This is a genomic window from Clostridium sp. ZS2-4, assembly GCF_026719745.1.
Taxonomy (GTDB): Bacteria; Bacillota; Clostridia; order Clostridiales; family Clostridiaceae; genus Clostridium_H.
Map to the genome: position 1 here is coordinate 1 of NZ_JAPPRQ010000013.1, position 14143 is coordinate 14143.

The window sequence follows — 14143 nt, forward strand, 5'->3', positions numbered from 1 at the left end:
TACCATGACCAAATCTTGAAAGAATTACTGCTGTATCTTTAGCTACTTCTCCATGTGATACTTGCATTGTACTTGTATCTAAATAGTTTGCATGTCCTCCTAATTGTGCTATACCTGCTTCCATTGAATTTCTTGTTCTTGTTGATTGTTCAAAGAACATTAAGAACATTGTTTGATATGGTAAATATGGAGTTGCTACTCCCATAGCCATTTTCTTTTTAAGATCAGCAGAAACCTCCAACATAGTTTCAACTTCTTCTTTTGTATAGTCCTCTAATGTTATAAAGTGTCTTCCTCTAAATACTGTTTGCATTATTTTTTCCCCCTTAAGTTTTGAATATTCTCTAAGTAAAAAGCTATATTTTCCTCTTTAAAACATATATCTTCCTTTTTAAATACAAGCACTATTCATGCCAATTATGTAATATGGAGTAAAATAGCCATTTTACTCTACATAAAGGCTACTTCTTTTTTATATTTAATTAAATAAAATTATCATAATGATAATTTTATTTAATTAAATATTTTTAAACACCATACATATATATACTTGGAATAAGTTTACCAAAATGATAATTTTTATCATTTTGGTAAACTTTCTAAATTTGTTGAATTTTTTGTATATTTTTCATATAATAAGAATTAATCTTAACATAATTAAGGGGTGATATAATAATGTCCATATTATTAAAAAATATTTCTCAAGCAGTTACTTTTAACGACAAAAATGAAATTCTGAATGAAGTAGACATTTTAATCAATAATAATGAAATTATATCTATAGGAAAAAATATTTCTGTAGATGAAACTGTTGAAGTTATTGATTGTACAAATCTTTTAGCATTACCTGGTTTTGTAAATACCCATCACCATCTTTATCAGACTCTTTTCAGAGGTATACAAGAAGTTCAAGAGAAGCCTTTATTCCCATGGCTAGTTGGATTATACGAGTTTTGGAAGCATATAGATGCAGAAGCTGTATATTATGGTGCTCTAGTTGGTTTCAGTGAACTACTAAGAACTGGATGTACAACCACTATGGATCATCATTATGTATTTCCTGAAAACAAACCAAGTACTCTTATAGATGAACAATTAAAAGCAGCTTCTGAAATAGGAATACGTTTTCATGCCACTCGTGGTTCTATGTCCCTTGGAAAAAGTGATGGCGGATTGCCACCTGATTGTGTAGTTCAAAAACCAGATGTAATATTAGAAGATTGTGAAAGAGTAATAACTAAGTATCATGATAATAGTAAATTCGCTATGCAGAGAATTGCTTTAGCACCTTGCTCTCCATTTTCAGTAAGTAAGGAACTTATGGTACAAGCAAGAGATTTAGCTAGAAAAAAAGGTGTTATGTTACATACTCATCTAGCTGAAACTAAGGATGAGGAGAATTTCTGCATCGAAAGATATGGAAGAAGACCAGTTGAATTAATGGAAGATCTAGGATGGATTGGACCTGATGTATGGTTTGCTCATGTTATTCATTTAAATCAAAGAGAAATGGAGGTATTAAAGGGATCAGGGGTTGCTCATTGTCCTTCTTCTAATATGAAATTAAATAGTGGTATATGCCCTACTAGCGAATTACTAAAAGCAGGTGTAAAAGTTAGTATTGCTGTAGATGGAAGCGCTTCCAATGATGGTTCTAATATGTGGGAAGAAGTTCGAAGAGCTTATTTATTAAACCACTTGAAATACGGAACAGAAGGTCTAAACGCTTACGAAGTATTAAAAGTAGCTACTAGAGGTGGTGCTGAAGTTCTTGGAAGAGATGATATAGGAATTCTTGAAAGCGGTAAAGCTGCCGATATTGTTCTTTTTGATCTTAATGATGTAGCTTATGCAGGCTGTCATGATCCACTTGTAGGTTTAGTAACCTGTGGAAACACCAGTTTAACAAAAATGACTATAGTAAACGGAAAAGTTGTTGTTAAAGATGGTATTTTACTTTCAATGAATACCGACAATATCAGAACTGAAGCTCACAAAATAGCTTGTGATATTGTAAAATATGAAAGAGAACACCGTTAAATAAGAAAATTACGAAGTAATTTTCAGTAACCAGAAAGAAAAAAAGATTAAAGGATTTAAATTCAGTAAAAATAAACATAAGAAAGAGCAAAAATAGAGAGGTTGGTTATAGCCAACCTCTCTATTTTAATATTAAACATTAATATCATTGATATTGTTATTTTCTTGTACTGAGCTCTCAGATGCTAATTCAGTTGTATTTCGTTTATTGGGATATATGTTACTAAATATAACAAATACTAATGAACTGAATATTAGTGCAGGGAAAATTGGATCTAAGCCAAAGAACGGTACAATTTTATACTGGACTAAAAGCACTACTGCACTTCCTACAATAACAGAAGCCATAGCTCCAGCACAGCTAGCCTTTTTCCAATAATGTCCTACTATATATGGAATAAATCCACCGCCTGCTCTTAATGCAAATGAAAACATTAAGACAGCAATAATACTTTTTGTATTTGTCAATGCAACTATCATTCCAAATATACCTACAACTACCATAGTAATTTGTGTAACTCTAAGAGTTTGTTTATCTTCAGCATTTTTATTAATATATACTTTATATATGTCGTTAGCAAATATTGAACCAGCTCCAAGCAAATCTGAATCTGCACTTGACATTGTTGCTGAAATTAATCCTGCAAATAATAATCCTACCAATACAGGCGGCATAATCTGTATAGCCAAAGTTGGAAGAGCATATCTAGCACCATTTGCCATTATAGCTGTTCCATCAATAATTCCCATTTTAACCATCGAAAATGTTGCCAACCCTAAAACAGCCGGAATAAATGCAAATATTATATAAACTCCACCTGCTATAAGTGAACCTTGAACTGCCGCTTTTCCGTCCCTTGCTGCATAATATCTCTGGACAGCTTCCTGCCCTACTGCAAATGATGTTGTATACATAACAATTAGAGAAATTATAGTTTTTATTCCTATTCCCCCTGTTAAGGTAAGCTTTTCAGGAGGTATTACACTTGTAATGTTAGACCATCCACCAGCAGTTTTAAATGCAAAAGGAACTACTAATATCATACCTATAACTATTAAAAACATTTGGATAAAATCTGTTAAGGTAACACTCCACAATCCACCTAATACTGAATAAATCGTTACTATAACGGCTACAATCACTACTGAAACACTATATGATAATCCTGTCATAACAGATAATACAACTGCTGAAGCTGTAAATTGTATTGCTGTCAATCCAATTAACGGCAATATCATTATTATTGCCGTAACTGCTCCTGGTGCTTTTCCATATCTTCTTCTAAAGAATTCTGGAACAGTCTTAACCATAGCATTACGTAATTTAGGCGCCACAAATGCTAAAACAACGAATGTAACAACCATTGTTAATACATACCAAGCTGCACTCATTCCCCAGTTTCCATATGCTTTTTCAACAACTCCTAATGAACTTCCACCCCCTATTTCAGTTGCAGCCAATGTTCCAGCCATCATTACAGGTCCTAATCGACGGCCAGCTACCATAAAATCTTCATTGCTGTCTATTTTTTTAGAAGCGTACCATCCAATAAATAGCATAATTGCAAGATAAACAATGACTATCCCCATAACAATGTAATTTTGTATCATTCTCCCAACTCCTTTAAATATTATATATTTTAAATTAAAATTATATAACTAATATAAAAACAGACTACGACGGTATAAAAGCCATAATCTGTTTTTGTTTTTTATTCTACTTTATGAAACTATTTTTATTTTCCCCCCATAGTAAGAACCATAACAGCTTTTGCTGTGTGTATTCTGTTTTCTGCTTCGTCATAAACTACTGAGTGAGGTCCATCTATTACTGAATCTTCAACTTCGTTGTTTCTGTCTGCTGGAAGTGCGTGCATGTAGATTGATCCTTGGTTTGTAAGTGACATCATTTCTTCTGTACACTTCCATCCTTTATATGCTTCTAATAAATCATCTACTACTGCATCACTTTGGTTATTAACCCAACTTCCCCAATTCTTTGGTATTACTACATCTGCATTTCTGTATGCTTCTTCCATATTATGAGTTATTGTGAATGTTCCACCATTTTCTAATGCATTTTTCTTAGCTTTTTCGATTACCCAATCTGGTAGATCATATCCTTCTGGATATGCTAATGTTACATCCATTCCGAATCTTGGGAATAATAACGCTTGAGTTAATGGCACTGATATTGGCTTTTTATGTGTTGTTGCATACGCCCAGATTATTGATACTTTCTTACGTTTTGTATCTCCGAATTTTTCTTTGATTGTCATTAAGTCTGCTAAACCTTGCATTGGGTGATATAAATCACACTGAAGGTTCATTATTGGTACTGATGAATGTTCTGCCATTTCTCTTATATACTTGTTTCCTACTTCCCAGAAGCAGTTTCTACATGCTATACCATGACCAAATCTTGAAAGAATTACTGCTGTGTCTTTAGCTACTTCTCCGTGTGATACTTGCATTGTACTTGTATCTAAATAGTTTGCATGTCCTCCTAATTGTGCTATACCTGCTTCCATTGAGTTTCTTGTTCTTGTTGATTGTTCAAAGAACATTAAGAACATTGTTTGATATGGTAAATATGGAGTTGCTACTCCCATAGCCATTTTCTTTTTAAGATCAGCAGAAACCTCCAACATAGTTTCGATTTCTTCTTTTGAGTAGTCCTCTAATGTTATAAAGTGTCTTCCTCTAAATACTGTTTGCATTATTTTTTCCCCCTTAAGTTTTTTAATTTTAATTAATATTTTACTTAATTATTTTTCTTCTTTGTTTGTATATTCATTTACATACAAGCTTGGAATAATCGCATACATTGCTGCACATTTAACAAGTTCATTCTTCCATGTTTTTTCATTTGGAGCATGTGCTTGATCTTCATGTCCTGGTCCAAAACCTACAACTGGAATTCCATATCTACCCATTATTGAAACCCCATTAGTTGAGAATGTCCATTTATCTACTAATGGCTCTTCTTTAAATAATTGCTTATAACCATCTACTAATGTTTTGCATGCTGCATGTTCTTCTTTTAAAACCCATGTTGGGAAATAACATTCTGTAGGATATACAAGTCCTGTATATGCTGGTCTTTCATAAGTATACATTTCAACATCTGCTTTAGCTGCCTGTACAGATGTAAGACTTCTTATTTGTTCAAGCGCATACTCCCAGCTTTCTCCATCAGTTAATCTTCTGTCTATTGAAATTGTACATCCATCAGCAACAGCACATCTTGATGGAGATGAGAAGAATATTTCTGATACTGTTAAAGTACCTTTTCCTAAGAAATCATTATCCATTAGTCTACCATTTAATTCTTCTAAATCTTTTAGTATTGGAGCCATTTTAAATATTGCATTATCTCCTCTTTCTGGAGCAGAACCGTGACAGCTTACCCCATGAGTTGTTACTTTGATTTCCATTCTTCCTCTTTGACCTCTGTAGATGTTGCAAGAAGTTGGCTCAGTTGAAACAACAAATTCTGGTTTTAATTTATCTTCATTTATGATGTACTGCCAGCATAATCCATCACAATCTTCTTCTTGAACTGATCCTACTACCACTAATGTATAATCATCTTCAAGTCCTAGGTCTTTAATAATCTTGCCAGCATAAACCATAGATGCCATTCCACCTTCTTGGTCACTAGCTCCTCTTCCTAAAATGATTTCTTCATCTTCATAACCTTCGTATGGATTATAGTTCCATAAATTTGCATCACCAACACCTACTGTATCTATGTGTGCATCCATTGCAATTATGTGTTTTCCGTGACCAATGTATCCTAAAACATTTCCCATAGGATCTATTTCTACTTTATCAAAGCCCACTTTTTCCATTTCTTCTTTTATTCTTAATACAACCTTTTCTTCATCACAGCTTTCACTTGGAATAGCTATCATATCTCTTAAAAATTTGCTCATATCAGCCTTGTATGTTTGTGCTAATTCTAAAATTTGTTCTACTTTGTATTCTTTTGCCATTGTAAATTCCCCCTATATTTTCATTTTTCAAAAATTCTCATATAAATTTTTTTGTCTCTTAATAAACCTGCCATATCCTTTTTCTCCTATAAAGCGATTATTTTCAACAATAACCTTTCCTCTACACATAGTAAGAACAGGATATCCTTTTAACTTGAATCCTTCATATGCTGTATAATCTACATTTTCATGAAGCATATTCTTTGTTAAAGTTACTTCTTTATTTGGATCTATTAATACTATGTCAGCATCTGCCCCTACCTGAATAACTCCTTTTTTGGGATACAATCCAAATGTTTTTGCAGGCGTTGTACAACATACATCTACAAAACGGTTTATGCTTATTCTGCCTTTCATTACTCCCTCTGAAAACATTAGAGGTATCCTTTCTTCAATACCAGGTGCTCCATTTGCACATTTTGTAAAATCATCCTTACCCATTTGCTTTTCTTTATTAAATGCAAATGGACAGTGGTCAGTTGCTACAGTATTAATATTTCCATCTTTAAGAGCCTTCCATAATTCATTTTGATTTTCCTTTTTGCGAAGTGGAGGGCTCATTATGTACTTAAGCCCTTCATTATTAGCCTCTTTATATCTTTCTTCATCAAGAAGTAGATATTGAGGGCATGTTTCAGCATATACCCTTTGTCCTCTTTCCTGTGCTATCTTTACTTGTTGAAGTCCTAAAGCTGAAGATAAGTGAACAATATATAAAGGCGCATCCTCTGCAACTGATGCAAGATTTATAATTCTGCTAATAGCCTCTGCTTCACACTCTGGCGGTCTACTTAAAGCGTGATAAATTGGAGATGTTAAACCTTTTGATACAAAATCACGTCTTAAGTAGTTAACTGTGTCATTATTTTCTGGATGAACTGTTGTTATTCCACCAAGTTCTTTTAATCTCAATAAAACCTTTAAAGCCTCTTCATCACTTACCTTATAATCATAAGTCATATAAATCTTAAAGCTTGGAATACCTTCCTTATTAACAATTTCATCCATTTCATTTAAGATATCATCGTTTACATGTTGAACCACTCCATGAAAACTGTAATCTATTACAGCCTCCCCCTCAGCATATCCATGATATACATCTACTTGGTGCTGTAAGTTACATCCCTTAGGTCCAAAACCCATATGGTCAACTATGCAGGTAGTTCCTCCACAAGCAGCCGCCACTGTTCCAGTATAAAAATCATCATTGGCTACAGCAATTCCTACATCCAAGTTGAGATGAGTATGCACATCAATTCCACCTGGAATCACATATTTACCTTCTGCATCAATTACTTCATCACATTCTCTTTTTAACTGAAGTCCAATTTCCTTAATAATTCCATTTTCAATATATATATCTCCTCTATAAGTATCACTAGCTGTCACAATGGTTCCATTTTTTATTAATGTGGTCATTATACTCACCTAATTTATTTTAATTTTATTTGTGAGGATGATCTCCATCCCATACTATTTTTCTGTAATTTTCGGGATCTGTATCTCCTTCTGTACTAATAAGAAGTATTTTAGAATTTTCATCAAGCTTTAATGCCTCTTTTATATCCTTATATCTTTCATCAATTAATACATTATATAAGAATCCCATTGTTGCAGCCCCTGATTCTCCTGATATAACTCTTTCATCTCCTTGAAGAGGGTTTCCTAAAACTCTCATACCGTCTGCTGCAATATAATCTTCACATGATACAAACACATCAGTGTAATCCTTTAGAATGTTCCAGCCAATAGGATTTGGTTCTCCACATGCAAGACCTGCCATGATTGTTTGCATATCCCCTGTAACATTTGTTATTTTTCCATTTACTGCTGACCTGTACATACAATCAGCTAAATCAGGCTCAACAACTGCTGTAATAGGTCTGTTATCTTTATAAAAAGCAGTAACAAATCCTTGTACAGCTCCGGCAAGAGAACCTACTCCTGCTTGAACAAATACGTGAGTTGGTGTTTCAACTCCAGCTTCCTTTAACTGCTCTGCAGCCTCAAGCATCATAGTTGCATATCCCTGCATAATCCATAGTGGTACATCATAATAACCTTCCCATGCAGTATCTTGTATTATCTTCCAGCCATATTTGTTAGCATTTTCTAAAGATAATCTAACTGCATCATCATAATTTAAATCAGTTATATATGCTTCAGCACCTGTTGCTTTTATATTATTAAGTCTTATCTCTGATGACCCTTTTGGCATATATACCACAGCTTTTTGTCCTAGCTGCTGTGCTGCCCATGCAACGCCTCTACCGTGATTTCCATCTGTTGCAGTGGTAAAAGTTATTTGTCCTATTTCTTTTCTTGTCTCTTCACTTTTTAGCTTTTCAAAATTTAATTCAGATATATCTATATCCAACTCATCAGCTACGTACCTACCTATAGCATATGAACCTCCTAAAACCTTGAATGCATTAAGTCCAAATCTATAAGATTCATCCTTAACAAAGATTTTAGAAACTCCTAAATTTTTAGCTAAGTTTTCTAATTTCACAAGAGGTGTTTTTGAATAAACATCAAAACTCTCATGAAATTTCTTCACCTTTTCAATTTCTTTAATATCTAAACATTCCACTGAAGTCTTTTCATATTCTTGTCTAGCTTTTTCATTTTTTATCCATTTAATATTCTGTTCCATAAACATCCTCCTTCCCTGACACATATATATTAAGCATTATTTGTGCCAACTTATATAAGCCTTTAAAATAGCTGTTCTGATATAATATAATAAAAAAATAGTTATCAATTTGATAAAAATTATCACACTGATAACTATTTCCTATATCCTTTTAATAACTGGTTTTAAATAGTTGATTATATTTTTTATTATCATTTTGATAACTACACTTTAAGTAACTTATCACTTACAGCTAATGCTAACTCCATTAACCGATTACTGGTACCTGGCACCTGTTATAAACACCAATTTTCTGTCATGTGCTTATTACCTTCTTTGTTATATCTTATTGCTTGTATTTCAGAAATTATTGATATAGCTATTTCTTCGGGAGTATCTCCACCTATACCTAATCCAATAGGAGCATGCAGCATACTTAAATCTATTTCTTTATTTAATTCTTCCTTTAATTTATTAACCATAATATTTGCTTTATTTTTTGAAGCTAACATTCCAATATATTTAGGTTTGCATTCTTTTTCATATACTGCCTTTAAAATTTTATAATCTATTTCATGAGTATAGCCTGTAATAACAATATAACTGCCTTCTGGAATATCTAAATTATTTATTTTTTCTGCATAGTCTCCAACTAGGATTTCATGACTATTATTAATAGCTTCTGCTATCTCTTCTCTATCATCTATTACTATAGTTTTATAGTCTGAATTAACTAAAATATCTGCTAAACATTTTCCTACATGACCAGCACCTAGTATATATATTCTAGAATTGACAGGTATATGTTCAAAATATAAACTAACAAGCCCTCCACAAATCATATCAATGCTTATAACATCTTTAGTAGGTATTTTCCCAGTAAAGTCATAGCTTTGCATACAATGTTTCTGGTTCTCCATTACTTCTTTTGCCTTTTCAATAGCTAAATACTCTAACTCTCCACCACCAACAGTTCCTTTTTTTTCTCCATTAGGATATACTAAAAGCTTTTTCCCTACATTTGCTGGTCCATGTCCTTTTCTCTGTACTACTGTTACAACTACGCCTTCTTGTCCACTTTGTTTCATTTTATGAATTTCTTCGTATATGTCTATCACAACACTCATCCTTTCTTTGTAAATTTATATAATATATATATTGCAATTATCAATACTCATTGTTCAATGCTCAATTTATGAAAAAACTCCGACAAAGTTTTATATTTGTTGCAACTTATATATTAAATTCTTTTTTAAAATAAATAATGATTAAACCACAAAAAGCTTTTTACAGAGGGCATTTTCATGCCTTTTGTGATTTAATCAATTATATCAAATTATGTCTATTTTTACAATATTTACATTATATCTTCCAGAAAATATCCTAATAAATTCAAGCATATTCCCTTTCTATAATTAGCTTTTGATCTTTGGTCATCTATAGGTTTTATCAAATCTGCATACTTATCTTTTATTTCTTTTATGTTGTCCTTGTTACCAGTTCCCATTTCAACAATTTGATTTTCTATCTCTTTGCTTTTTACTATTGTTGGTGCTACTGCTCCAAAAGCAAGTCTGATATCTTGTATTTTTCCATTTTCTACTTTAACAAGTCCCATAAATGATAACTTAGCTAATGCGATTGATTTTCTAGTACCTACTTTTCTGTGAAGTACTTTATTAAAATCTTTTATTATCATTTTAATTTCTTTTAATATTTCATCTTTTCTTATAATATTTTGTCCTGGTCCAGTAATAAACTCATTTATTGACACTTCTCTCTTTCCGTTAGCACTGTCTAATACAAGAACAGCTTCTAAAGCATATAATGCTGGAAGAGTATCTCCTACTGGAGATGAGTTGCAAATATTTCCACCAATAGTAGCCATATTTCTTATTCCTGGAGAAGCCATACATAGCACTGATTCCTTAACATATTCTGGAATTAAATCATTGTTTGCTATTTCACTACAAGTACATGCAGCTCCTATTGTCAAAACATTATTTTCAAAAGTAATATTTTTAAGTTCTTTTAAGTGGCTGATAAACACTACTGGCTTTTCAAAGCGTGGTTCTACTCCTGACCCTCTTTTTCTTTTAACCATTAAATCAGTTCCACCGCATAATACTATGCATTCTTCTTTATTTATTATATCTAAAGCTTCCTTTAGAGTATTTGGTCTGTATCCTGCTACCATAATCCATCACCTCTTTGAGATGCAATTTTTATAGCATCTATAATCATGTTATAGCCTGTACATCTACATAGATTTCCTGAAATTCCTTCTTTAATTTGATCTTCTGTTGGCTGTGGATATTTTCTTAACAATGCTTCTGTTGCAATTATCATACCTGGAGTACAGAATCCACATTGAACTGCTCCAGCATCTTCGTAACTTTCTTTCAATATTTTATATTTTGGAGTTTTTTGCAATCCTTCTATTGTAATAATTTCTCTTTCTTCTACTTGACCTACTGGTATCATACAAGAATGAACAATATCTCCATCCATTAGCACAGCACAAGCTCCACATTCGCCTTCTCCGCAGCCTTCTTTTACTCCTTGTAAATGGAAATCTTCTCTTAAAACATCAAGCAATCTTTTTACAGGACTTATTTCAATTTCTACTTGCTCAAAATTTAGTGTGAATTTTATTTTATTTTTCATTTTGCATGACCTCCATTAAGTATTCCGGTGTAATAGGTATTTGATTAAGTTCTTTTTCTACAGCATTTTCAACAGCTAAAGCATATGCTGGAGGTGCTCCTATGAAAGTAAGTTCTCCTAGACATTTAGCTCCAAAAGGTCCATCTCCAGAAGTTTCACAAACCAAATCACTTTCAATTGGTGGAGCATCCTTTGATGTAGGTATAGTATAGTCAGTGCTTGTTCTTTGATTTAATAAACCGTTTGAAGTAGTCATAACCTCTATTCCTGCATATCCTAAACCTTGTAATATACCACCATCAATCTGTCCTTTGACTATTCTCTCATCAATTGGAGTACCTATGTCAAAAACAGCCCAAACCTTGTTAATAGTTGCTTCATATGTTATAGGATCAACTTCAGCTTCAACTACATTTGCTCCCCATGAATATGAGGTATAAGCATCTCCTACGAAGTTTTCATCATCCCATTCGAAACCTTCCGGATGTTTATATTGAGTCATTACTTCAACTCTATCACTTTCATTCCATCTTTCTTTTAATTGTAAAGCTGCATTATATAGTAATTTTCCCACAACAAAAGTTGTTCTTGATGCAACAGTAGGGCCTGAATCTGGTACTCTGTCAGTATCAGGATTTTCATGTATGATTCTTTCTACTGGTATATCAAGTGTATGAGCAACTATCTTTCTTAAAGAAGTTTGAACTCCTTGTCCCATCTCGATATTAGCAATTAATATTTCTACTGTTTCATCTGGATTTTTAACTAATTTTACTTTAGCTTTTATATGATCTCTTTCTCCACTTCCAGTAAATCCTCCACCATGGAAGAATACTGACATTCCTATACCCTTTAGCTTACCTTTCTTTCTTTCTTCTTCAAATTGTTTTTGTTTTTCTCTGTAAGAAGACATCTCCATAACTCTATCTATAATTTCTGGTAATAAAATGTTTTCTCTAAATTTACCCCCTGTTGAAGATTTATCTCCTTGTTTAACCATATTCTTAATTTTAAAATCTAAAGAGTCTACTCCTAATTGTTTTGCTATATGTTCCATATGCATTTCTAAAGCAAAGAATGCTTGTGGAGCTCCAAATCCTCTATATCCGCCGCACATAATATTATTAGTAGCTACTGATCTGCCTTTTACAAATACATTTTCTATATTATATACACCTACAGCAGCAAACATAGTTCTTTGCAATACTATATTAGATAATCCAGCATATGGTCCGCAGTCAATTTTTATATCTACATCCATACCTAAAATTTTATGGTTTTTATCAATATAACTCTTCATTTTAACTTTAGAAGGATGTCTCTTAGGAGTTACTGCTACATCCTCGTTTCTATCAAGCACAAGCTGCACAGGTTTTTTAGTTTTTAAAGCAGCACAAGCTACATGACATCCAAGTAATGATGGAAAATCTTCTTTTCCCCCAAATCCACCACCTGTAACAGTTTGAATAATTTGTACTTTATCTTCTTCAAATCCAAGACATTTTTCAACAGCACCTTTTACAAAATAAGGACACTGCATTGTAGCATATACTGTAACCTTACCATCTTTATATAAACCTACAGCACCTTGAGTTTCTAAATAAATATGTTCCTGATAACCAGTTTCATATTCTCCTTCAATAATATATTCACTCTTACTTTCTAGCTCTTCCAAACTTCCTTTGGAATATTTATAATCAGCAAAGCAATTCTTTTCTCCGAATATTGGATTTGAAGGATTTAATCCCTCTTCTATGTTAAAGATTGTATCTATTTTTTCATATTTAACTTTTATTTGAGACATTATATCTAATATTTTTTCTTTGTTTGGACCTACTACTAAAAGTATAGGTTCTCCAATATAATTTACTACCTCATCAGCAAAACATGGCTGATCATCAATTACTACATGTACTATATTTTCTCCTGGAACATCATTTTTATCTACTATGAAATATCCTTCTGGCAATTCTGGATATTCTATTGATTTAATTCTGGCTCTTGCTTCAGTTGATCTAAATGTTCTTGCATAAAGCATATCCTCAAATTGAAAGTCCGCTACATATTTAGCAGTTCCTGCAATTTTTTCAGCTGTGTCAAACCTTTTAATTGGTTTACTTATATTATTGTTCATAAGTTTTATTTACACCTCCCTAATTTTTGAGGAATTATATTTAATATATGGTTATAATCATTTATAGTGTCTATATCTAACAAAATCCCCTCATTATGTACTGGAACTAAAGTAGGGCTTTTACTTGTTATAAACTCTCTTAAGTTTGAATATTTATCCCCTTCTAAAAGTTCTTTAATCAAAGAACTTTTTATTAGTATAGGATGTCCTTTTCTTCCCTCATAAGTAGGAATAACAATCTCCCCACTATTATTAAGTAACTGTTTATATACCATATCATCAATAAGAGGGTAATCACCTGGCGTAAAAAAGAATCTGTCTTCTTTAACACAAGAGAATCCTTTTTTCACAGAACTAAACATACCTTCCATGAAATTTTCATTGAAAACCAGTTCAACATTTTCATACTTTTGTATAATAGGCTCTAATTTTTCTATTTTATAGCCTCCCACGACTGTAATTTTTGAACATACACTCAACATATTATCTATTACTGTTTCGATAACTGTTTTGTTTCCAACTTTTAAAGTCATTTTATATGTTTTAGCTCTTGAGGATAATCCTGCTGCTAAAATTATTCCTTCTACTGCCATACAATACCCTCCTATTATTTGATTCTTAATAATTTTGAAATATTTTATAATTCAATCTACCAATTTTATATTTATA

The 14143-nt window shown here is 32.4% G+C and carries 11 protein-coding genes and 1 pseudogene; 1 reads left to right on the top strand and 11 read right to left on the bottom strand.

What is annotated here, in order from left to right:
• A pseudogene (locus tag OIO11_RS02520) lies at positions 1–313 on the bottom strand (ornithine carbamoyltransferase); the annotation flags it as partial.
• Between the two features lie 359 nt (positions 314–672).
• Here OIO11_RS02520 and OIO11_RS02525 point away from each other — a divergent pair.
• Positions 673–2040 (top strand): 8-oxoguanine deaminase, encoded by a 1368-nt coding sequence (locus tag OIO11_RS02525; protein ID WP_268069794.1) that lies wholly within the window; start codon positions 673–675, stop codon positions 2038–2040.
• A gap of 132 nt (positions 2041–2172) precedes the next feature.
• Here OIO11_RS02525 and OIO11_RS02530 read toward each other — a convergent pair whose 3' ends face one another.
• From OIO11_RS02530 to OIO11_RS02575, 10 genes are all read right to left on the bottom strand, one after another.
• A complete protein-coding gene (locus OIO11_RS02530; RefSeq protein WP_268069774.1) occupies positions 2173–3651 on the bottom strand; it encodes a sodium:solute symporter family protein in 1479 nt (492 codons plus the stop codon).
• 125 nt (positions 3652–3776) lie between these two features.
• The gene (locus OIO11_RS02535; protein WP_268069775.1) at positions 3777–4760 is read right to left on the bottom strand and encodes an ornithine carbamoyltransferase; all 984 of its coding nucleotides are present in this window, start codon (positions 4758–4760) and stop codon (positions 3777–3779) included.
• 48 nt (positions 4761–4808) lie between these two features.
• A complete protein-coding gene (locus OIO11_RS02540) occupies positions 4809–6038 on the bottom strand; it encodes a YgeY family selenium metabolism-linked hydrolase (protein WP_268069776.1) in 1230 nt (409 codons plus the stop codon).
• A 27-nt stretch (positions 6039–6065) separates the two neighbouring features.
• Positions 6066–7457: a dihydropyrimidinase gene (gene hydA, locus OIO11_RS02545; protein WP_268069777.1), complete on the bottom strand. Its 1392-nt coding sequence runs from the start codon at positions 7455–7457 to the stop codon at positions 6066–6068.
• Between the two features lie 25 nt (positions 7458–7482).
• On the bottom strand, positions 7483–8694 hold the full coding sequence (gene dpaL / locus OIO11_RS02550) for a diaminopropionate ammonia-lyase (protein ID WP_268069778.1): 1212 nt from the start codon (positions 8692–8694) through the stop codon (positions 7483–7485).
• Positions 8695–8969: 275 nt separating this feature from the next.
• Positions 8970–9791, bottom strand: a complete 822-nt coding sequence (locus OIO11_RS02555) for an XdhC family protein (protein WP_268069779.1) — start codon at positions 9789–9791, stop codon at positions 8970–8972.
• A 239-nt stretch (positions 9792–10030) separates the two neighbouring features.
• The gene (locus OIO11_RS02560) at positions 10031–10870 is read right to left on the bottom strand and encodes an FAD binding domain-containing protein (RefSeq protein WP_268069780.1); all 840 of its coding nucleotides are present in this window, start codon (positions 10868–10870) and stop codon (positions 10031–10033) included.
• Entirely contained in the window at positions 10864–11340 is a 477-nt protein-coding gene (locus OIO11_RS02565; RefSeq protein WP_268069781.1) for a (2Fe-2S)-binding protein, read from the bottom strand. The genes OIO11_RS02560 and OIO11_RS02565 overlap by 7 nt, the downstream gene beginning before the upstream one ends.
• Positions 11330–13474 (bottom strand): xanthine dehydrogenase family protein molybdopterin-binding subunit, encoded by a 2145-nt coding sequence (locus tag OIO11_RS02570; RefSeq protein WP_268069782.1) that lies wholly within the window; start codon positions 13472–13474, stop codon positions 11330–11332. The genes OIO11_RS02565 and OIO11_RS02570 overlap by 11 nt, the downstream gene beginning before the upstream one ends.
• 5 nt (positions 13475–13479) lie before the next feature.
• Positions 13480–14067, bottom strand: coding sequence for a nucleotidyltransferase family protein (locus OIO11_RS02575; RefSeq protein ID WP_268069783.1), 588 nt, complete (start codon positions 14065–14067; stop codon positions 13480–13482).
• Positions 14068–14143: the final 76 nt, after the last annotated feature.

Excerpts from the sequence above, each read along its gene's own strand:
- OIO11_RS02530 (WP_268069774.1), bottom strand. The coding sequence starts at position 3,651 with ATGATACAAAATTACATTGTTATGGGGATAGTCATTGTTTATCTTGCA.
- OIO11_RS02535 (WP_268069775.1), bottom strand. The coding sequence starts at position 4,760 with ATGCAAACAGTATTTAGAGGAAGACACTTTATAACATTAGAGGACTAC.
- OIO11_RS02540 (WP_268069776.1), bottom strand. The coding sequence starts at position 6,038 with ATGGCAAAAGAATACAAAGTAGAACAAATTTTAGAATTAGCACAAACA.
- hydA (WP_268069777.1), bottom strand. The coding sequence starts at position 7,457 with ATGACCACATTAATAAAAAATGGAACCATTGTGACAGCTAGTGATACT.
- dpaL (WP_268069778.1), bottom strand. The coding sequence starts at position 8,694 with ATGGAACAGAATATTAAATGGATAAAAAATGAAAAAGCTAGACAAGAA.
- OIO11_RS02560 (WP_268069780.1), bottom strand. The coding sequence starts at position 10,870 with ATGGTAGCAGGATACAGACCAAATACTCTAAAGGAAGCTTTAGATATA.
- OIO11_RS02565 (WP_268069781.1), bottom strand. The coding sequence starts at position 11,340 with ATGAAAAATAAAATAAAATTCACACTAAATTTTGAGCAAGTAGAAATT.
- OIO11_RS02570 (WP_268069782.1), bottom strand. The coding sequence starts at position 13,474 with ATGAACAATAATATAAGTAAACCAATTAAAAGGTTTGACACAGCTGAA.
- OIO11_RS02575 (WP_268069783.1), bottom strand. The coding sequence starts at position 14,067 with ATGGCAGTAGAAGGAATAATTTTAGCAGCAGGATTATCCTCAAGAGCT.